The 20,226-nt window shown below is 44.3% G+C and carries 17 protein-coding genes and 1 tRNA gene; 9 read left to right on the top strand and 9 right to left on the bottom strand.

Annotation, left to right across the window (positions count from 1 at the left end):
* Positions 1–207, top strand: a 207-nt coding sequence (locus tag HMPREF9446_RS10165) for a transposase (protein ID WP_009125553.1), incomplete at its 5' end; no start/stop codon positions are given.
* 173 nt (positions 208–380) lie between these two features.
* On the opposite strand, the gene HMPREF9446_RS10170 is transcribed toward HMPREF9446_RS10165, so the two are convergent.
* Positions 381–455 (bottom strand) — tRNA-Pro (locus tag HMPREF9446_RS10170).
* A gap of 86 nt (positions 456–541) precedes the next feature.
* Positions 542–1,249 carry a tRNA1(Val) (adenine(37)-N6)-methyltransferase gene (locus HMPREF9446_RS10175; RefSeq protein WP_009125554.1) on the bottom strand — a complete coding sequence of 236 codons (708 nt, stop codon included), beginning with the start codon at positions 1,247–1,249 and terminating at the stop codon, positions 542–544.
* A 171-nt stretch (positions 1,250–1,420) separates the two neighbouring features.
* Here HMPREF9446_RS10175 and lon point away from each other — a divergent pair, with 171 nt between their 5' ends.
* Genes lon through HMPREF9446_RS10190 form a run of 3 tightly spaced genes read left to right on the top strand, consistent with a single transcriptional unit; the run spans position 1,421 to position 6,152 of the window.
* Positions 1,421–3,892, top strand: coding sequence for an endopeptidase La (lon, locus tag HMPREF9446_RS10180; RefSeq protein ID WP_009125555.1), 2,472 nt, complete (start codon positions 1,421–1,423; stop codon positions 3,890–3,892).
* Positions 3,889–5,019: a tRNA guanosine(34) transglycosylase Tgt gene (gene tgt, locus HMPREF9446_RS10185; protein ID WP_009125556.1), complete on the top strand. Its 1,131-nt coding sequence runs from the start codon at positions 3,889–3,891 to the stop codon at positions 5,017–5,019. The genes lon and tgt overlap by 4 nt, the downstream gene beginning before the upstream one ends.
* Positions 5,016–6,152: an LptF/LptG family permease gene (locus HMPREF9446_RS10190; RefSeq protein ID WP_009125557.1), complete on the top strand. Its 1,137-nt coding sequence runs from the start codon at positions 5,016–5,018 to the stop codon at positions 6,150–6,152. The genes tgt and HMPREF9446_RS10190 overlap by 4 nt, the downstream gene beginning before the upstream one ends.
* Positions 6,153–6,351: 199 nt before the next feature.
* Here the strand turns inward: HMPREF9446_RS10190 and HMPREF9446_RS10195 are convergent, their stop codons facing one another.
* Entirely contained in the window at positions 6,352–6,855 is a 504-nt protein-coding gene (locus HMPREF9446_RS10195; protein WP_009125558.1) for a thioredoxin family protein, read from the bottom strand.
* A 358-nt stretch (positions 6,856–7,213) separates the two neighbouring features.
* On the opposite strand from HMPREF9446_RS10195, the gene serB reads away from it, so the two are divergent.
* Together serB and HMPREF9446_RS10205 are read left to right on the top strand one after the other, a co-directional pair.
* A complete protein-coding gene (serB, locus tag HMPREF9446_RS10200) occupies positions 7,214–8,443 on the top strand; it encodes a phosphoserine phosphatase SerB (RefSeq protein ID WP_009125559.1) in 1,230 nt (409 codons plus the stop codon).
* Between the two features lie 113 nt (positions 8,444–8,556).
* A complete protein-coding gene (locus HMPREF9446_RS10205; protein WP_009125560.1) occupies positions 8,557–9,843 on the top strand; it encodes a DEAD/DEAH box helicase in 1,287 nt (428 codons plus the stop codon).
* An 11-nt stretch (positions 9,844–9,854) separates the two neighbouring features.
* Here the strand turns inward: HMPREF9446_RS10205 and HMPREF9446_RS10210 are convergent, their stop codons facing one another.
* From HMPREF9446_RS10210 to HMPREF9446_RS10225, 4 genes are read right to left on the bottom strand one after another with little or no spacing between them, the layout of a single operon-like run.
* Positions 9,855–10,649 carry a DUF4738 domain-containing protein gene (locus HMPREF9446_RS10210; RefSeq protein ID WP_009125561.1) on the bottom strand — a complete coding sequence of 265 codons (795 nt, stop codon included), beginning with the start codon at positions 10,647–10,649 and terminating at the stop codon, positions 9,855–9,857.
* A 16-nt stretch (positions 10,650–10,665) separates the two neighbouring features.
* A complete protein-coding gene (locus HMPREF9446_RS10215) occupies positions 10,666–11,979 on the bottom strand; it encodes a UDP-glucose dehydrogenase family protein (protein ID WP_009125562.1) in 1,314 nt (437 codons plus the stop codon).
* A gap of 3 nt (positions 11,980–11,982) precedes the next feature.
* Complete coding sequence (rfbC, locus tag HMPREF9446_RS10220) at positions 11,983–12,531, bottom strand: dTDP-4-dehydrorhamnose 3,5-epimerase (RefSeq protein ID WP_009125563.1); 549 nt, start codon at positions 12,529–12,531, stop codon at positions 11,983–11,985.
* A 3-nt stretch (positions 12,532–12,534) separates the two neighbouring features.
* A complete protein-coding gene (locus tag HMPREF9446_RS10225; protein ID WP_039969053.1) occupies positions 12,535–13,950 on the bottom strand; it encodes a capsule assembly Wzi family protein in 1,416 nt (471 codons plus the stop codon).
* A 183-nt stretch (positions 13,951–14,133) separates the two neighbouring features.
* On the opposite strand from HMPREF9446_RS10225, the gene HMPREF9446_RS10230 reads away from it, so the two are divergent.
* On the top strand, positions 14,134–15,231 hold the full coding sequence (locus HMPREF9446_RS10230) for an HU domain-containing protein (RefSeq protein WP_009125565.1): 1,098 nt from the start codon (positions 14,134–14,136) through the stop codon (positions 15,229–15,231).
* Between the two features lie 48 nt (positions 15,232–15,279).
* Complete coding sequence (locus HMPREF9446_RS10235) at positions 15,280–15,804, top strand: FHA domain-containing protein (RefSeq protein WP_009125567.1); 525 nt, start codon at positions 15,280–15,282, stop codon at positions 15,802–15,804.
* Positions 15,805–15,931: 127 nt separating this feature from the next.
* On the opposite strand, the gene HMPREF9446_RS10240 is transcribed toward HMPREF9446_RS10235, so the two are convergent.
* On the bottom strand, positions 15,932–17,380 hold the full coding sequence (locus HMPREF9446_RS10240; protein WP_009125568.1) for a tagaturonate reductase: 1,449 nt from the start codon (positions 17,378–17,380) through the stop codon (positions 15,932–15,934).
* 65 nt (positions 17,381–17,445) lie between these two features.
* Positions 17,446–18,507: a LacI family DNA-binding transcriptional regulator gene (locus HMPREF9446_RS10245; protein WP_009125569.1), complete on the bottom strand. Its 1,062-nt coding sequence runs from the start codon at positions 18,505–18,507 to the stop codon at positions 17,446–17,448.
* 231 nt (positions 18,508–18,738) lie between these two features.
* Here HMPREF9446_RS10245 and uxaC point away from each other — a divergent pair, with 231 nt between their 5' ends.
* Positions 18,739–20,145 carry a glucuronate isomerase gene (uxaC, locus tag HMPREF9446_RS10250; protein WP_009125570.1) on the top strand — a complete coding sequence of 469 codons (1,407 nt, stop codon included), beginning with the start codon at positions 18,739–18,741 and terminating at the stop codon, positions 20,143–20,145.
* The last annotated feature ends 81 nt before the right edge of the window (positions 20,146–20,226 follow it).

The raw sequence follows: 20,226 nt of genomic DNA on the forward strand, positions 1-20,226 counted from the left end.
GTAGATAAATCAGGGTTCCTCACCTTTGGAAGGGGCGCACGTTCTATACAAACACATTATCTGGATATAATCATTTTTTTTGAAAGGAGGGCAACCAATGCCGCAGCAGAGTCATTCAATGCTAAAATCAAAGCATTTAGAGCACAGTTCAGAGGAGTAAGAGATAGAGCTTTTTTCTTATATAGACTTGCTAAATTATATGCTTAAATACAAAATCCCTCAGGTTTTTACGTTGACCCAAAATGCGCCCTTATTTGCCTAAAAACAACCTCAAATAAGAGGATTTTTACAAAAAAGGACGAGCCGACGCAAACTGCATCAGCTCGTAACCAATAATTTACCTTCTAATAATCAGTGTTTTATCACTGATTTTGCTCGTGTCGGGGTAGCGGGATTCGAACCCACGACCCCCTGCTCCCAAAGCAGGTGCGCTAACCGGACTGCGCTACACCCCGAGTGCTTTACTTCTTAAAAGCGAGTGCAAAGGTAAATACTTTTTTGATTTCCACCAAATGTTTTGAAAACTTTTGTGCTAACAAAATTACATTTTCAAATAAAAATCTTTTGTCAAAGCTATATATTCGGGAGTGAACTCATTGTGATTCACTTCAATACATAGATTCTCCTCTATACATGTTTTTTCTTGAAAGCCAAAGGTCAATAATACCCGCCGGCATGGTTTTCCCGGTTTGGTAAAGACCTGCATGCGGTGTGATGGAAATAATTTGTGGCTCCAAGCCGCATCAACTGCTGTTTTCTCGACTTCGGATGGAATAATGATACTCACTTTTCCTTGCTCGGAAAGCAAATGAACTGCATGGCGGAACAGTGAATGATAATTTAATCCCCCTGCATGCCGTGCCATGCAGCGTTGCTCGTCCGGACATTTAAGAGCATCCATAAAATAAGGGGGATTGGATACTATGAGGTCAAATTTATCATCCTGCTGATAATTTCGGAAATCAAGACATAGTACTTCTATTCTATCTGCCCATGGAGAATGTAGCACATTATTTTTTGCCTGTTCTGCGGCAACAGTATCTATTTCAATGGCAGTAATCTTCGCATGTGGGTTACGCTGAGCTAACTGCAAAGCTATTAAACCAGTACCTGTACCTACGTCAAGTACACGTTTAACATTGGCTATCGGAGCCCAAGCCCCTAAAAGTACGCCATCCGTACCTACTTTCATGGCGCACTTGTCATGGTAAATGGTAAATTGTTTGAACTTAAAGGATGAATTGGACATATTTGTCTTCTTTAATTGGCTCCAAAATTAATCAAAGACATTAAAATTGCTGCAAAATTGGCACTGTTTTTGTGTTTTTAAAGGAAGAAGAACTTCTATTTATAAAGAAATAGCTTAACTTTGCAGGCGCTTTATTGGCCTGTCAATATGACATAAACTAAAAAGAAAGAAATGAAGAAAAGAAATTACCTGAGTGATATCGAAGATAGAAGTGGTAACGCTTTCTCTGTAATTGCTGATTTTGAGGGAAATGAAGAACAATTAATGGATATTGAGGTGGATGAAGTCCTTCCTGTGCTGCCTCTTCGGAATATGGTATTGTTTCCGGGTGTGTTTATGCCTGTATCTGTAGGAAGAAAATCTTCTTTGAAATTAGTGCGTGAAGCAGAAAAGAAAAACACTTATATAGCTGTGGTATGCCAGAAGACGGCTGAAACCGAGGCTCCTTTATTCGAGGATTTGCATACCATTGGTACGGTTGCCAAGATTGTCCGTGTTCTGGAAATGCCGGACCAGACGACTACCGTCATTCTCCAAGGTTCCAAGCGGATGGAATTGAAAGAGATTATAGCCACAGCACCTTATCTGAAGGGACGCGTGACGACCCTGAACGAGGAACTTCCCGACAAGAAAGACAAAGAGTTTCACGCATTGGTAGAAGCATGCAAGGATTTGACAGTACGTTATATCAAGTCCTCCGATATGTTTCCGCAGGATTCCTCTTTTGCCATCAAAAACATCAGCAATCCTATGTTTTTGGTGGATTTCATCTGTACCAACCTGCCGTTGAAGAAGGATGAAAAGATTGAATTGCTGCGTATTGATTCGTTGCGTGCGCGTACTTACCGTTTATTGGAAATATTGAACCGTGAAGTACAGCTTGCAGAAATCAAGGAGTCTATTCAAATGCGTGCTCGTGAAGATATAGATCAACAGCAGCGTGAATATTTCTTGCAGCAACAGATTAAAACCATTCAGGATGAACTGGGTGGCGGCGGCCAGGAACAGGAAATAGAGGAAATGCGTAAGAAGGCTGAAACCATCAAGTGGAATGAAGAGGTGAAAGCTACTTTTCTGAAGGAAGTGGACAAGTTGGAGCGTACCCATCCGCAATCTCCCGATTATAGCGTGCAATTGAACTATCTGCAAACAATGCTCAGTTTGCCTTGGGGCATTTATACGACGGATAATCTGAATCTTACCAATGCGGAAAAGACACTGAACAAAGACCATTATGGTTTGGAGAAAGTGAAAGAGCGCATTCTGGAACACTTGGCTGTATTGAAGCTGAAGGGTGACATGAAATCACCCATCATCTGCCTGTATGGTCCTCCGGGAGTGGGAAAAACATCATTGGGACGTTCCATTGCAGCTGCTCTGAAGCGGAAGTACATCCGCATGTCCTTAGGAGGTGTACATGATGAAGCGGAGATTCGCGGACATCGCAAGACGTATATCGGCGCTATGCCGGGACGCATCATCAAGAGCCTGATCAAGGCAGGTTCTTCCAACCCTGTTTTTATTTTGGACGAGATTGACAAGGTAAGCGCAGACCGCCAGGGGGATCCCTCCTCTGCCCTTCTTGAAGTGCTTGACCCGGAACAGAATACCACTTTCCATGATAACTTCTTGGATGTGGATTTCGATTTATCCAAAGTAATGTTCATCGCTACTGCCAACAATCTGAATACTATTCCCGGCCCGTTATTGGATCGCATGGAGCTGATTGAGGTAAGCGGATACATTACAGAGGAAAAGATTGAAATCGCCCGTCGCCATCTGGTCCCGAAGGAATTGGAAGCTAATGGGATGAAGAAAAGCGACATTAAAATTCCGAAGAATACGCTGGAGGCTATCATCGAAAACTATACCCGTGAGAGCGGTGTGCGTGAGTTGGAAAAGAAGATTGGAAAGGTTCTCCGCAAGTCGGCGCGCCAATATGCTACGGACGGTTATTTCTTGAAGACGGAAATCAAGCCGGGAGATCTGTATGAGTTCCTCGGTGCTCCGGAATATACCCGTGATAAATATCAGGGCAATGAATATGCCGGTGTCGTGACCGGTTTGGCCTGGACAGCAGTCGGCGGTGAGATTCTGTTTGTAGAAACAAGCCTGAGCCGTGGTAAAGGTGGGCGTTTGACGCTGACCGGAAATTTGGGTGATGTAATGAAGGAGTCAGCTATGCTGGCATTAGAGTATATCAAAGCCCATGCATCTCTGTTGGATCTTGATGAAGATATCTTCGATAACTGGAACATTCATGTCCATGTACCCGAAGGCGCCATTCCAAAAGATGGTCCGTCTGCAGGTATCACGATGGCTACGTCATTAGCCTCTGCCCTTACCCAACGAAAGGTGAAGGCAAACCTTGCCATGACGGGCGAAATAACCCTCCGGGGTAAAGTGTTGCCGGTTGGCGGCATCAAGGAGAAAATATTGGCTGCTAAACGTGCCGGTATCAAAGAGATTATTCTGAGCGACGAGAATCGTAAGAATATAGATGAGATACAAGAAATCTATCTGAAAGGACTGACTTTTCATTATGTAAAAGATGTAAAAGAGGTATTTGCCATTGCGCTGACTGATGAAAAAGTTGCCGATGCCATTGACTTGTCCGTAAAAAAAGAAAAGAAAGAAGAATGACATTTGAGTTACAGTACACAGACAGTAAGACAAATGCGCGTGCCGGTCTGATTACTACCGACCACGGGCAGATTGAAACACCTATCTTTATGCCGGTAGGGACGGTAGGGACAGTGAAAGGCGTGCATTTGCCCGAACTGAAGGAGGACATAAAGGCGCAGATTATACTGGGAAATACTTATCACCTCTATTTGCGTCCGGGACTGGAAGTAATTGAAAAAGCCGGTGGACTTCATAAGTTCAACGGTTTTGACCGTCCTATGTTGACAGACAGCGGTGGCTTCCAGGTATTTTCTTTATCCGGCATTCGTAAACTGCGTGAGGAAGGTGCGGAATTCCGTTCGCATATAGACGGCAGCAAGCACATTTTTACTCCCGAAAAGGTGATGGATATCGAACGTACTATCGGTGCGGACATCATGATGGCCTTCGACGAGTGTCCTCCGGGAGATTCTGATTATGAGTATGCCAAGAAGTCATTGGGGCTGACGCATCGCTGGCTGGACCGTTGCATTAAACGCTTCAATGAAACCGAACCTAAATATGGCTACCAACAGTCATTGTTCCCCATCGTACAAGGATGCGTATATAGAGATCTTCGTGAGCAGTCGGCCGAGTTCGTAGCCTCCAAGGGAGCTGACGGCAATGCTATCGGTGGACTGGCGGTAGGTGAACCGGTGGACAAGATGTACGAGATGATTGAATTGGTGAACGGCATTCTCCCCAAAGACAAACCCCGATATCTGATGGGGGTAGGTACTCCCGTAAATATTCTGGAAGGCATAGAACGCGGAGTGGATATGTTTGATTGTGTAATGCCCACCCGTAACGGACGTAATGGCATGATATTCACCAAAGATGGTATCATCAACATGCGTAACAAGAAATGGGAAATGGACTTCTCTCCTATCGAGGCAGACGGTGCTTCTTATGTGGATACAATGTACAGCAAAGCTTACTTGCGGCATCTGTTCCACGCCCAGGAACTACTTGCCATGCAGATAGCTTCCATACACAACTTGGCTTTTTATCTATGGTTGGCAGGTGAGGCTCGCAAACATATCATTGCCGGTGACTTCTCCACGTGGAAACCGATGATGGTGAAACGCGTATCGACAAGGTTATGAGAAAAATTGATTGGAAGATACTGAAAGAAATAGGACTGCCCAAAGGCAAATTCCTAAAGCGGCTGGACTGGTACATCATCAAGAAGTTCTTAGGAACGTATGTCTTTGCCATCGCTCTGATTATCTCTATTGCGGTAGTGTTTGACTTTAATGAGAAGATGGACCGTTTCATGTCGCACGAAGCGCCATGGAATGCCATTGTTTTCGATTATTACCTGAACTTCATCCCCTATTTTGCCAATCTGTTCAGTCCGTTGTTTGTTTTCATTGCAGTAATCTTCTTTACTTCCAAACTGGCGGAAAACTCGGAGATTATAGCCATGTTTTCTACCGGTATGAGTTTCAAGCGTATGCTGCGTCCTTACATGGTGTCTGCAGCCATCATTGCGATAGTCACCTTCAGTCTAGGATCTTATGTCATACCGAGAGGCAGTGTGACACGCATCAATTTTGAAGACAAATACTACAAACCCCGTAAAGCGAATACTGCACGTAATATCCAGTTGGAAGTAGATTCCAATGTCATTGCCTACATCGAGCGTTTTGAAGATTACAGCAAGACCGGTTATCGTTTTTCTTTGGACAAGTTCCGGGACAAGCAGTTGGTATCCCATCTCACTGCCCGTTCCATCACGTATGATACGGCATCTATACACAAATGGACTATCAAGGATTATATGATTCGCGAGATGGACGGAATGAAGGAAAGCATCACCAAAGGAGACCGGATTGACACGACCCTTTTCATGGAACCTGCAGACTTTCTGATTATGAAGAATCAGCAGGAAATGTTGACCAGCCCCCAGCTAAGCGAATATATCGACAGGCAACGGCAACGAGGCTTTGCCAACATCAAGGAGTTCGAGATAGAATATCATAAGCGCATTGCAATGTCATTCGCTTCATTCATTCTGACATTGATAGGTGTTTCTCTTTCATCAAAGAAGACAAAGGGAGGAATGGGACTTCATTTAGGGATAGGATTGGCATTGAGTTTCTCGTATATCCTTTTTCAGACAATTGCTTCCACCTTCGCCGTTAACGGAAATGTGCCCCCGGTAATTGCCGTGTGGATACCTAATGTACTTTATACATTTATAGCGTTCTACTTATATAAGAAGGCACCGAAATAGATACAAGGAAACGGAAAAATAAGAAGCCCCTCCCGCTTATGTGAATTCACAAGTGCGGGAGGGGCTTTTTGTTGTATTCGTTTCCTCTTTTGTTCTGCTCTCTTTCAAGTAAGCCCTATTATGCTGTTGTCAAGAGAACATTTCACTTTCTTCTCATAAGTTCTTCAAGTTCCACGGCATCAAGGGATGCTTATAAAACTCAATTCAAATAAGCAGAAAGCTCTGCAGCAGAGATGTTTTTGGCAATAATAACACCATTATCATCCAGTAAATAGTTAGTAAATCCACGGCCTAAACGGTATTTTTTAAATAAGCCTGAAGATTCGCCTTTAGTTTCCACGAAACAAGTGGGCGTAACTATTTGGTCCTTACGAATGGTTTCCTCGAAAATAGACTGGTATTCATCGAATGAAACAGAAACCATTTCCACATTACTACGGGAAGTAGAACGAAGTGCATTGCTCAAACTTGCGTTTTGCATCCGGGACTGCGCATCGTAACTTGCCCAAAAGCTAAGCAACACATACTTACCTTTCAGTTCAGAAAGGTCAGCTTTAAAAGATTGCTTGGCCGACATAGTTTGGATTTCAAAATCCGGGGCTATGTCACCCACATTTAAACCTCCGGTAGGTTTGTCTTTTTCTACAAAAGAAGTCAAGGAACTGATTAGTAATACAACAAAAATCCATTTTACATATCTCATGCAATACGGTTTTGGTTAATACTATCCGGGACTGTCCTTCAACAGTGATTTCTTCCCGGAACATTGTCTTTTCAGACTTTGCATAGCAGATAGAAACCTACTGATATTCAAAGTATTTAGTTCTGAAATCGGGCGCAAAGGTAAGTAATTCTTAAACTAACTTCCAAATAAACAAGCAATTTTCTTACTTTTTAGAGTTTATTTTTTATGTTATTTAGCATATTTATCGGAATTTTTCTCCTGTTTCCGATGAACAAAAATCAATTGTAACCCTGCAATAAGTGAGCATAAATTTCTTTATACATCCGATTTGTACTACTTTTGTGACTTGTTATTTTTTTCAAATATAGATAACTTTATGCAATCATTGAAAACAGAACTCATTCTTATCCGTATTACGGGTGAAGACCGTCCCGGACTGACAGCTTCCGTTACCGAAATATTAGCCAAATATGATGTGACCATTCTTGACATCGGCCAGGCAGATATACACAACACCCTTTCACTGGGAATTCTGTGTAAAACAGAAGAGCGACACTCCGGATTCATCATGAAAGAGTTGCTTTTCAAGGCTTCGTCTTTGGGAGTTACCGTACGCTTCTATCCCATTACGTCCAAGGAATATGAGGACTGGGTGGGCATGCAGGGCAAGAATCGTTATATCCTTACTTTATTGGGACGCAAATTGTCTGCTCGCCAGATTTCGGCAGTTACTCGTATTCTTGCAGAGCAGGGAATGAATATCGATGCTATCAAGCGTCTGACAGGACGTATTCCGTTGGACGAATGCGGATCGCGCACACGGGCATGCATTGAATTTTCTGTCCGCGGCACTCCCAAAGACAGGATTGCCATGCAGGAACAACTGATGCAGCTGGCTTCCGATTTGGAAATGGATTTTTCTTTTCAATTGGATAACATGTATCGCCGGATGCGGCGTCTCATCTGTTTTGATATGGATTCTACCTTGATTGAAACGGAGGTGATTGACGAACTGGCAATACGTGCAGGTGTAGGAGATGAAGTAAAAGCCATTACGGAACGTGCCATGCGCGGTGAAATAGATTTCACAGAGAGTTTCCGTCAAAGAGTGGCATTGCTGAAAGGACTGGACGAGTCCGTGATGCAGGAGATAGCGGAGAAACTTCCCATTACAGAGGGGGTGGACAGATTGATGTATGTCTTAAAGAAATATGGTTATAAAATAGCCATCCTTTCGGGGGGATTTACTTACTTCGGAGAATACCTTCAGAAAAAATATGGAATCGACTATGTATATGCCAACGAACTGGAAATTGAAAGCGGTAAGTTGACCGGACGTTATCTCGGTGATGTGGTGGACGGCAAACGTAAAGCTGAGCTTCTGCGCCTGATTGCTCAAGTAGAAAAAGTAGATATCGCACAGACCATTGCCGTGGGTGACGGTGCCAATGATTTGCCGATGCTTGGAATAGCCGGATTGGGAATCGCTTTCCATGCGAAGCCTAAAGTAGTGGCGAATGCCAAGCAGTCCATCAACACCATTGGTCTGGATGGTGTACTTTATTTCCTGGGTTTCAAGGATTCGTATATCGACATACCCAAGTAATCCAGTGATGAGACAGAATGCATTTTAACGATACAAAATCAGATAAATTTAATCATGCTGCCATGCTAATTGCATAATCTTTTGCATTATCTTTGCAGCAAATAAAAAGAAACATGAAGTTTTCCGAACTACAACTAAATGAACAAGTGCTTGAAGCATTGGATGCCATGCGCTTTGATGAGTGTACTCCCATACAAGAGAAGTCTATTCCCGTCATACTTGAAGGCCGGGATTTGATTGCCGTGGCACAAACCGGAACAGGAAAAACCGCTGCATACTTATTGCCTGTACTTGACAAACTGTCGGAAGGCAGACATCCCGAAGACTCCATTAACTGCATCATCATGGCTCCCACCCGTGAACTGGCTCAGCAGATAGACCAGCAGATGGAGGGTTTTTCTTATTTTATGCCAGTCAGCAGTGTTGCTGTGTATGGTGGAAACGACGGAATTCTGTTTGAACAGCAGAAAAAGGGACTCACTTTGGGAGCCGATGTCGTGATTGCTACTCCGGGACGTTTGATTGCTCACCTCAGTTTGGGATACGTGGATCTTTCACGTGTCTCTTACTTTATTTTGGATGAAGCGGACCGTATGCTCGACATGGGTTTCTATGACGACATCATGCAGATTGTAAAACACTTACCGAAAGAGCGCCAGACCATTATGTTTTCGGCAACCATGCCGGCAAAGATACAACAGTTGGCCAATAATATTCTGAATAATCCGGCGGAGGTGAAGTTGGCAGTGTCCAAGCCTGCCGACAAAATTGTACAGGCGGCATACGTGTGCTACGAGAATCAAAAATTGGGTATCATCCGCAGCCTCTTTGCGGAACAGACTCCAGAACGCGTCATCATCTTCGCTTCTTCAAAAATAAAAGTGAAAGAAGTAACAAAAGCCTTGAAGCAAATGAAACTGAATGTAGGTGAAATGCATTCGGATCTGGAACAAGCGCAACGTGAAGAGGTCATGTACGAATTCAAGGCCGGACGAATCAATATTCTGGTGGCCACTGATATTGTTGCAAGAGGCATTGATATAGATGACATCCGGTTGGTAATCAACTACGACGTACCTCATGACAGTGAGGACTACGTGCACCGCATCGGCCGTACGGCGCGTGCCAACAATGACGGGGTGGCTTTGACTTTCATCAGTGAGAAAGAACAGAGTAACTTCAAGAATATCGAGAACTTCCTGGAAAAAACCATTTATAAAATACCCGTACCGGAGGAATTGGGTGAAGCTCCTGAATACAAGCCCAAATCCGGTGGCGGAAGCAGGAGAAAAGGCAGTTATAACAATAGCGGTAACGGACGGAAGAAAGGAAACGGAAACAGGCGGAATGATGACGGCAAAGCCAAACCAAAGCGTCCTCTAAAAAAAGAGACTAAATAAAAAAAAGCGGTTTATTCCGCTTTTTTTATGCTCAATTTATTATTGAAATCAATAATCATGTTCACCAGATTGGATACGGAACTCTCCGGAATACGGAGGATGGCTTGGTAATGATACCCTTTACTGCTAACTCCCGTGAAGTTCATGTCCGAGAGAATGGTCTGGCTCAGAAATGCTTCCGGGAATATACCGGAGAACACCTTTTTGGTAATATCCTGTCCATACAGCATTTTTCGTCCTTCATATACACAGATGTGTATCACATTGTCATAGTACACATTATCCACGCTGTATCCGTTTTCCGAATAGGAAGTCTTGGTCACTTTCATTTTGGATGGGTTGATATACACATATCCCCTGTAGCGTGTACCTTTGTACAGCACGATACTATCTTTCTTTATCACTTCGGGAGCAGTGGGAATTACTTCTACTTCCCCGTTGGTAAAAGCCAAGGAATCTTCCGCATTGTCCGACTTATGCATTTTTATAATTTCATCTGCCAAGGAATGAAACCAGAAACTATATTCGGTTTGCCTGTCTATCTTGTAGCGGGCAGGTTCGTTACCGTAAACGTAGAGAGTGTCGTGAACGACTTTGAACATTACGGGTGCATTCTGCGGGTCAGCATAATAGATAGTATCCCCGTCAATACGCATCATCGGCATTTCAGTTTCGTCATCCATCCAAATACCCTGCAATAACCCTTTGGCAGTAAGATCCTCCTCTGTCAGTCCTGCATCCTTGCTGCTGCCGTTGCAGGCAGCCAACAGAATGATGGAACATAGTCCAGTGACAATTTTTCTCATGGATACTTCTCTCCTTTTATTTACCAATGCAGTGATAAACAAATCCTTGTTCTTCCATTTCTTTTTTGTCGTAGATGTTGCGGCCATCCAATACTACCGGCTGTTCCATTGTTTTTTTGATGACAGCCCATGAAGGCAGGCGAAACTCTTTCCATTCCGTTATCAGCATCAATGCATCCGCATCCAATACGGCGTCATACATGTCTGTTGCATAATGGATGCCTTCCCCTATCCGACGGCGGCATTCGTTCATCGCAGCAGGGTCGTATGCACGTATCTTGCAACCCGCTCTCAACAAATTGTCTATCAGAATCAAAGCAGGGGCTTCGCGCATGTCATCTGTTTCCGGCTTGAAGGATAGCCCCCATAAAGCAATCGTCTTGCCCTGCAGGTTGCCATTGAAGTGTTTCTGCAATTTTTCAAACAGAATACTTTTCTGGTTCTCGTTCACCTCTTCCACGGCCTTTAGTACACGCATCTGGTATCCGTTTTGTTCGGCTGTCTTGATTAAAGCCTTGACATCCTTGGGGAAACAGGAGCCACCGTACCCAATGCCCGGATAAAGAAACTTGCGTCCGATGCGGGTATCCGAACCGATACCACTACGTACCATATTGACATCTGCTCCAACCAGTTCGCACAGGTTGGCTATATCATTCATAAAACTGATACGGGTGGCAAGCATGGAGTTGGCGGTATATTTGGTCATCTCAGCCGAAGGAATATCCATAAAAATAACCCGGAAATTGTTCAGCAGGAATGGTTTGTACAACTTACTCATCAATTTTCGGGCATGTTCCGACTCAACTCCTACCACCACACGGTCCGGACTCATAAAATCGTTGACAGCATTACCTTCTTTCAAGAATTCGGGATTGGAAGCGACATCAAATTCAATATCAATCCCTCTCTTGTCCAGTTCTTCCTGAATGACAGCACGTACCTTTTGGGCAGTTCCCACAGGAACTGTACTTTTGGTGACCACCAGTATATACTTTTGCATGTTGCGTCCGATAGTACGGGCAACGGCCAATACATAGCTCAAGTCGGCGCTTCCGTCTTCGTCCGGGGGAGTACCCACGGCGCTGAACACTACATCCACTTCATTGAGGCAACTCTCTAAAGAAGTGGTGAACTGCAGACGTCCGGCTTTTGTATTCCGGATAACCATTTCTTCCAATCCATTCTCGTAGATAGGAATAATACCTTTTTTCAAGGATTCGATTTTTTCGCTGTTGGTATCCACACATATAACGTTAACACCGATTTCAGCGAAGCAGGTACCGGTTACCAAACCGACATATCCTGTACCGACAATGGCTATTTTCATAAATTATTCAAAATAAACCGCATCTTTGAAAGATACGGCGTGTCCGTCTTTTTCAGATAATAAAAGCTGTTCTTCGGCAACCGGCCATTCAATGCCGATCGTTTCGTCGTTAAAGCGAATGGAGGCTTCTGCCTGCGGCGCATAAGCATTATCTACTTTATAGGTAAAGACCGCTTCATCACTCAGTACCAGAAAACCATGTGCAAATCCGCGTGGAATGAAGAACTGCCGTTTGTTTTCTTCGCTCAGTTCCACACTGACATACTTGCCGAATGTAGGAGAAGACCGGCGCAAATCAACGGCGACATCCAAGACTCTGCCTTTGAGGACACGCACTAACTTGGCCTGGCTATATTCACCCTTCTGATAGTGCAGTCCGCGCAATACTCCGAAAGAAGATTTCGATTCATTGTCCTGAATGAAATGAACATCTCCGATGTGTGCACGAAACTCCTCTTCCTTGAACGCTTCCATGAAATATCCACGGGCATCACGAAAAACCTTGGGCTCAATTAGCCACACCCCATTAATCTCTGTTTGTATGTAATTCATTTTTCAAAATGTTTTATGTGCTTTCAGTTGGAAACCAACATTGTCTCCATATAAGTCCCCCATATCAAGGGCAAGGGAGGCATTGTAACTCCAACCTTTCCATTTGCGGGGGATATAGTAAAACGATGCAAAAGTAGAAAAATTTTCTAATATTTGAGGTATAGGACGATTAGGAGTTCCAAAAGTTTTATTGTAAGATAACTTTGCGATGTATTTCCACTCTTCGCTGATGACACCGCTCCATCCCAGATGCACTGCTTTCACACGGTTGTATTTGAAACTCATATCACCGTCTTGATTGTATATGGGTGAGGCAATAAGCGGATTGGCTATACCCATTCCCCAATGTATCCATCCCGGGTAGTAGCCGTTATTGTAATAGTTGTCGGCTCCTCCTGTTTTTCCAACGGGAGAATCCTGAAGGCCATGCAGCGGACCGCTCATATTGGTAGTCTGTAGATATTCAACAACGACTCCGCTGATGCTTCCTCTGTGGTTGGACTTATACTCAAGCCCCCACAGTCCGTCCCATCCGTTCAGTTTTCCCATAGCGGAGAAATCGTCGAAATGGTTATCCATATAGGCACTTATCGAGAAATCCGTTGGATGGCTATAGGTCATCTTGATATATTCGCTTCCCAGAAAATTGCCCTGGAAAGCAAGATGCTCCCCTACCGGTCCGTCTTCGCCCCCATGACCGGGGAAAAAGACCCGTATGTAATCTTTCCAACCGTTGCCCAGGTCTCCAGGTTCGGCACCTCCTATTTTATGCCCTCCAAACTGTGTGTCAAGGGTCACGCCTATTTCCAATTGCCATTTTCCTTGAGGAACCCCAATACGCAGAAAACCTTCTTTATGATGATACTTGATATCCTTGGTGTACCAGTATCCGTTGCCAACCTGTTTTTTCTGATATGTATTGTCGGTAAACCATCCGTATGAGATCTCTCCCTTCAAGCCCAGGCGGGGCAATATCTGTACATATTCCGGTATTCCTATCTGTACCTGCGGAAGGGGTCTTGCATTGCCCGCCCATGTCATACCACCGCTGCTTAATTGCTGGTTTAACAAGGGGGAACTCTTTTCCCTGCTTCCTGCATAGAACCCAAGCCATTTGTAACGGATATCCACATAAGCCTGTTGGACGACGAAGGTGGAAGTGAACCCGGCTGCCGCTGCCAAATCCACCATTTCTTCGAATTTCCATTTGCCCAGCTCATGCTTGTAAGATACACCGCCACGGATATAGGTATTGTTGTCGAGAGAGGAAAGTCCCTGCTGATTGCTCACCTGCCAAAGAGGAGTATGGTCTCCGGAGTGAACAGAAGTTCCATATTCCACGAAAGATGAAAGTTCTTGTGCCATAATTGCGTTTTTCCCTATCATCAGAAAAACCAATAGGCAGAAACAAATACGCATAATAGTTTTTTGTTAAGTGCCGTTTCAAATCCCCTTTATTTCATTCGTCGGGGCAGATAAACGGTGCAAAAGTAGGGAAAAAAACGGATATAACGACAAGGGGTTGTGTGTTGTTTATAAAATGTTGATAAGAAAAAAGCTCTGAAAGTAGCGTATATCCGATATTTCCGCTACTTTTGCAACATGATTGAATTAGCACAGCACATAGAAGTTTTGTTATTGGAGAATGATTGTGTCATTGTTCCGGAACTGGGAGGATTCGTAGCTCACTATACTCCGGCAATGAGAGTGGCGGAAGAGAATATTTTCCTGCCCCCTACCCGTATTATCGGCTTTAATCCTCAATTGAGAATGAACGACGGTCTGTTGGTACAATCTTATATGGCTGTGTATGGTACCAGTTTCTCGGATGCGACGAAGATGGTGGCCAAGGAAGTGGATGAGTTATTTGCAGTCCTGCATGAAGAAGGAAAAGCAGACCTGCCCAATGTAGGAGAATTGCGTTATTCCATTCACGACAGATATGATTTTATTCCTTATGACCATAAAATCACAACTCCTGGCCTTTACGGGTTGGACAGCTTTGAAATGAAAGAATTGTCGGCCTTGGCACAACCTGCCGGAGTGAAGGTAATTCCGGCAGTTCCTGCCGCACCTGAAAAGAAGAAATACCGGTTTGATGTCAGAATCAACCGTTCATATTTGGCCAATGCAGTGGCTATGATAGCCGTTGTTGCGCTCTTTTTCCTTTTGTCCACTCCGATAGAGAATACGGAAGTAATTGAGGGAAACTACGCGCAACTACTCCCCGAAGAACTTTTTGAGAAAATAGAAAAGCAGTCACTTGTCATTACTCCCATCATTGTCAAACAGACAAAAGACCCTGCGAAGACCAAGACTCAATCCAGATCCGCGTCATCTAAAAAGAAAACAGTGGTTCCGGTTGTAGTCAAGGAAGTCAAGGTTGGCCAGCAGCCCGATACAGTCGCTACGGCTACTCCGGCTCCGCAACCGAAACGTGCGGCAGAAAAGCCTCATGCAGTTGTTGTCTCTTCCAAATCTTACCATATAATCATTGCCAGTGTAGGTACCGAGAAAGATGCTGAAGCCATGGCAAAGCAGTTGATTGGAAAAGGATTTTCCGGTGCAAAGGCCATCATCGGCGATGGCAAGATGCGTGTCAGCATCGAATCCTGCGACACGGAGGTGGAAGCCTACCACACTTTGAATAAAATTCGTCAGAATGAGGCCTATCAGAATGCATGGGTATTGAAGAAGTAAAGTTACCCTAGCCTTTTCCTATGTTTTAATTTAAATATCCCGTCTATAATGAAACGAATCCGTTGCCCTAAATGTGAAAGCTATCTGACCTTCGATGAAACAAAGTATAGCGAAGGCCAATCGTTGGTCTTTGTCTGCGAACAATGCAAGAAGCAGTTCAGTATCCGTTTGGGCAAGACCAAAATGCAGGCTCCCCGAAAAGAGGAAAAGCTGGACGAGGAAGAGTTCAAGGAAGCTTTCGGCAGCATCACGGTCATTGAAAATGTATTTGGTTTCAAGCAAGTATTACCTCTGCAGGAGGGCGACAATGTGATAGGACGCCGTTGTGTGGGTACGGTTATCAACGTTCCTGTCGAAACTTCCGACATGAGCATGGATCGTCGCCATTGCATTATCAATGTACGGCGCAACAAACAGGGAGGATTGGTATACACACTGCGTGATGCTCCAAGCCTGACGGGTACATTTCTGAATAATGAGATTCTGGGTGACAAAGACCGTATCCGTATAGAAGACGGAGCCATTGTCACTATCGGTGCCACTACTTTCATTTTGCGTGCAGCAGAACAATAACCATTCCTTTTCAAAAAGCTCCAGGGCTATTGTCGCAAACTTCGTTATAAATAGAAAACATAAAAAAACAGGGCAAGAGTGGTGAGTACTCTGCCCTGTTTTCACTACATTATTTTAATTAATCGGATTAAAGAATTCCTTTAACGGTTTCCAGCATACCTTTTTCCTGAATGGAATCAAGGAAAGATACTACCATATCGGTCAATCCGGGGATGGCATTCAAATCACCATGTTCGCCCCAAATGAGATTCTGAGCCGCCAACACACCTTCTGCTACCTTGCGGTTGTCACCGGTTGCCCAAAGGTCTTTCAGCAGTTGCATGATTTCCGGAGCATCGTTGGGCGTGATTTCCGCACCGTCCTCACGAACACCGCCCTTATAATAAGTGATGATGGCTGCCAGACCGAGAACCAGTCCTTTCGGCAGTTCACCTTTGCGCTGCAAGTATGTTTTCAAACCGGGAAGGTCGCGAGTCTGGAATTTCGGGAAAGAGTTCAGCATAATGCTGGTAACGGCATGATCAACAAACGGATTGTTGAAACGCTCCAACACATCTTCTGCAAACTTTTTCAGTTCGTCTTTCGGCAAATTCAAGGTTTCCATCAGTTCGTCAAACATGACCTTGTGAATATATTGGCCGATGACCGGATGCTGGCAAGCATCACGGACGATATTTACGCCCGACAGGTAAGCCACCGGTGACAATACAGTGTGAGGCCCATTCAGTAAAGTTACTTTTCTTTCGTGATACGGTTCTTCGGAAGGAACGAACAATACGTTTAGTCCGGCCTTGTCGGCAGGGAATTCCTTGGCTACTTCCCGGGGAGCCTCTATCACCCACAAGTGGAAGATTTCTGCCTGTACAACCAGATTGTCGTCGTATTGCAATTTTTCCTTGATGGCAGCAATGTCCTTGCGGGGGAATCCCGGAACGATACGGTCAACCAACGTTGCGTAAACACCGCAAGCCTCTTCAAACCAAGTTTTGAACTCGTTACCCAATTGCCATAGCTCGATGTATTGATAGATGGTTTCTTTCAGTTTGTGTCCGTTCAAGAAGATAAGTTCGCAAGGGAAGATGATCAAGCCTTTGCTCTTGTCACCGTTGAAGGTCTTGAAGCGGTGGTACAGAAGCTGGGTCAATTTGCCCGGATAAGAAGAAGCCGGAGCGTCCGTCAGTTTGCAGGCGGGGTCGAAAGCAATGCCGGCTTCGGTGGTATTGGAGATGACGAAACGCATTTCAGGCTGTTCAGCCAGTTTCATGAACTCGTCGTTCTGTGAGTAAGGATTCAATGCACGGCTGATGACATCAATCATAGTCAGGCTGTTGACAGATTCACCCTTGTCCAATCCCTGCAGATTTACGTGATAAAGGTCGTCTTGTGCATTCAGCATATCTACCATGCCTTTGTCAATCGGCTGAACAACTACTACACTGCTGTTGAAGTCAGTCTTCTGGTTCATGTTGTAGATAATCCAGTCAACAAACGCGCGCAAAAAGTTTCCTTCGCCAAACTGGATGATGCGCTCCGGACGTTGCACTTTGGGAGCAGTTTCTTTGTTTAATGCTTTCATCTTAAAAGTGATTTAAATTGATTTATATGATATTTATTGCAAATGACAAATTTGAGATCCTTGATTTACTCGAATTCAAAATAGAAGTCAATATTCTCTTTCATGAGAATGTCTATAGGCATATACTTGACAGCAGTAACCGGTTTCTTGAATACGATATGGTTACAAAGTGCCTTTACGCCATAATAACCTTGGAGTCCCGGACGTTGTCCGATAAGATAATTCACTTCCCCTGCCCTCAAGGACTCAACGTTTTTCCTTAAAAGGTCGTAACCTACCAACCCTTCCAGTTTTTGGCCTTTTTCGTGCAAGTAATCCGCCACTTGATATACGCGTGAATTGAATACGGCACCCAATGCGGCACGCGGATGCTCTCTAAAGAAAACGTCCAACATTCGTTTATTGCCATCAATATCTTTTTTATGCAACACGACGTCGTGAATTTTCACCTGGTCATGTTCCTCGGCAAGATATTGCATGAAACCTTCCAAGCGGCGTTGCATCTGGATTTCTGCCGGATTGTTTTTCTGGTTATTTAGGAAAAGGACAAGCTCCCGGCCTTCCTGATAACGGCGCATCAAGATTTTTGCCGCCATATATCCGCTGGTTTTGGAGTCTTGGCCAATGTAACACAGAGGATGTGTCTGTTCTACATTAAAATCGATAAATACGTAAGGTATATCTTTATCCTCCAGATAACCGGTAAGTCTGATGGTTTCTTCGCGAAAGTTGGGTGCTACCAGAACAGCATCGGCAGTTTCCTTTTGAAGCAAGGTACATGCTTTTTCGTAGGAAGCCTTGTCTGTATGATGATAATGCAAATAATCCACTCCTACATTGAACGGACGCAGTTCTTGTGCGGCACGCTCAATACCCTGCGCTACGGCATGCCAATAATCATGCTCTATATAATAAGGTAGGATACAAACAATGCGGTAACGCTTTTTGGCTGCCAGTCCGATGGCAAACATGTTGGGATGGTAATCTATCTCATCAAGCACTTTCTGCACTTTTTCCATACTTGCCAAAGATACATCTCCGCGATTATGCAGTACACGATCTACGGTTCCGGCAGATACACCCGCCATCCGGGCAATGTCCTTGATTGTATAATTCTTGTTTTCCATCTTGTTTCTTCCCTAAGGTGATAAAGGTTCAATGAGTTAAAACTTAAATATTATAAATATTTGCCGCAAAGATACGAATTATTTTGTTTCTCCAAGTAAAATTTCTACTTTTGTGTTCGATAACGGTTAATAAAAGCAAAAAGACCTATCAAGCCTATTAGCTTTACAATCAATACTATATAGGTGTAATGACAAGAAAGTAATATTTTTAGATACTTAAAACACAAGAAGATGAAAAACTTTATGGACGAAAACTTCCTGTTGCAGACGGAAACCGCACAGAAGTTGTACCACGAACATGCGGCTAAAATGCCGATTATCGACTATCACTGTCACTTGATTCCCCAGATGGTAGCAGAAGATTACCAATTCAAGTCATTAACGGAAATCTGGTTGGGTGGCGACCATTATAAATGGCGTGCCATGCGTACCAATGGTGTAGACGAGCGCTTCTGTACCGGCAAAGACACTACGGACTGGGAAAAGTTTGAGAAGTGGGCGGAAACCGTACCCTACACTTTCCGCAATCCTTTATACCACTGGACTCATCTGGAATTGAAGACGGCTTTCGGCATCGATAAAATACTGAATCCGAAAACAGCACGTGAAATCTACGATGAATGTAACGAGAAATTAAAACAACCCGAATATTCAGCCCGTGGCATGATGCGCCGTTACCATGTAGAGGTGGTTTGTACTACGGATGATCCGGTTGATTCCTTGGAATACCACATCAAGACCCGTGAAAGTGGTTTTGAAATCAAGATGTTGCCCACCTGGCGTCCGGACAAAGCCATGGCTGTAGAGGTTCCGGCCGACTTCCGTGCCTACGTAGAAAAGTTGGCCGAAGTAAGCGGGGTAACGGTCTCCACTTTCGATGACATGATTGCCGCTTTGCGCAAACGTCACGACTTCTTTGCCGAACAGGGCTGTAAACTGTCCGACCACGGTATCGAGGAATTCTATGCAGAAGATTATACGGATGCTGAAATCAGGGCTATATTCAATAAGGTATATGGTGGCACCGAATTGACGAAAGAAGAGATCCTCAAATTCAAATCGGCCATGCTGGTTGTATTTGGAGAAATGGATTATGAAAAGGGCTGGACGCAACAGTTTCACTATGGTGCCATCCGTAACAACAACAGCAAGATGTTCAAGCTGCTCGGTCCGGATACCGGTTTTGATTCCATCGGTGAATTCACTACAGCCAAAGCTATGGCTAAATTCCTTGACCGCCTGAATTCCGAAGGCAAGCTGACCAAGACGATCCTTTACAATCTGAACCCGTGCGCAAACGAGGTGATTGCCACTATGCTGGGTAATTTCCAGGACGGTACTGTCGCAGGAAAGATCCAGTTCGGTTCCGGATGGTGGTTCCTCGACCAGAAGGACGGTATGGAAAAGCAGATGAATGCCCTTTCCGTACTCGGACTGCTGAGCCGTTTTGTAGGTATGTTGACAGACTCCCGTTCATTCCTCTCCTATCCGCGTCATGAATACTTCCGCCGTACGTTGTGTAACCTCGTAGGCCGTGATGTGGAAAATGGCGAGATTCCAGTTTCAGAAATGGAACGCGTAAACCAAATGATTGAAGATATCAGCTATTACAACGCCAAGAAATTCTTCCAATTCTAAACGGCAGGAAGATTTCCGGTCAATCAGTGCCGACTGTCATGTTGAGCGTATCGAAGCATCTCTTCTTTTTTAAGGGGGAAT

Source organism: Bacteroides fluxus YIT 12057 (assembly GCF_000195635.1).
GTDB lineage: Bacteria > Bacteroidota > Bacteroidia > Bacteroidales > Bacteroidaceae > Bacteroides > Bacteroides fluxus.

What these genes read in the sequence shown, in the direction of transcription:
- HMPREF9446_RS10175 (WP_009125554.1), bottom strand. Translation starts at nt 1,249, where the DNA reads ATGTCCAATTCATCCTTTAAGTTCAAACAATTTACCATTTACCATGAC.
- lon (WP_009125555.1), top strand. Translation starts at nt 1,421, where the DNA reads ATGAAGAAAAGAAATTACCTGAGTGATATCGAAGATAGAAGTGGTAAC.
- tgt (WP_009125556.1), top strand. Translation starts at nt 3,889, where the DNA reads ATGACATTTGAGTTACAGTACACAGACAGTAAGACAAATGCGCGTGCC.
- HMPREF9446_RS10190 (WP_009125557.1), top strand. Translation starts at nt 5,016, where the DNA reads ATGAGAAAAATTGATTGGAAGATACTGAAAGAAATAGGACTGCCCAAA.
- HMPREF9446_RS10195 (WP_009125558.1), bottom strand. Translation starts at nt 6,855, where the DNA reads ATGAGATATGTAAAATGGATTTTTGTTGTATTACTAATCAGTTCCTTG.
- serB (WP_009125559.1), top strand. Translation starts at nt 7,214, where the DNA reads ATGCAATCATTGAAAACAGAACTCATTCTTATCCGTATTACGGGTGAA.
- HMPREF9446_RS10205 (WP_009125560.1), top strand. Translation starts at nt 8,557, where the DNA reads ATGAAGTTTTCCGAACTACAACTAAATGAACAAGTGCTTGAAGCATTG.
- HMPREF9446_RS10210 (WP_009125561.1), bottom strand. Translation starts at nt 10,649, where the DNA reads ATGAGAAAAATTGTCACTGGACTATGTTCCATCATTCTGTTGGCTGCC.
- HMPREF9446_RS10215 (WP_009125562.1), bottom strand. Translation starts at nt 11,979, where the DNA reads ATGAAAATAGCCATTGTCGGTACAGGATATGTCGGTTTGGTAACCGGT.
- rfbC (WP_009125563.1), bottom strand. Translation starts at nt 12,531, where the DNA reads ATGAATTACATACAAACAGAGATTAATGGGGTGTGGCTAATTGAGCCC.
- HMPREF9446_RS10225 (WP_039969053.1), bottom strand. Translation starts at nt 13,950, where the DNA reads ATGCGTATTTGTTTCTGCCTATTGGTTTTTCTGATGATAGGGAAAAAC.
- HMPREF9446_RS10230 (WP_009125565.1), top strand. Translation starts at nt 14,134, where the DNA reads ATGATTGAATTAGCACAGCACATAGAAGTTTTGTTATTGGAGAATGAT.
- HMPREF9446_RS10235 (WP_009125567.1), top strand. Translation starts at nt 15,280, where the DNA reads ATGAAACGAATCCGTTGCCCTAAATGTGAAAGCTATCTGACCTTCGAT.
- HMPREF9446_RS10240 (WP_009125568.1), bottom strand. Translation starts at nt 17,380, where the DNA reads ATGAAAGCATTAAACAAAGAAACTGCTCCCAAAGTGCAACGTCCGGAG.
- HMPREF9446_RS10245 (WP_009125569.1), bottom strand. Translation starts at nt 18,507, where the DNA reads ATGGAAAACAAGAATTATACAATCAAGGACATTGCCCGGATGGCGGGT.
- uxaC (WP_009125570.1), top strand. Translation starts at nt 18,739, where the DNA reads ATGAAAAACTTTATGGACGAAAACTTCCTGTTGCAGACGGAAACCGCA.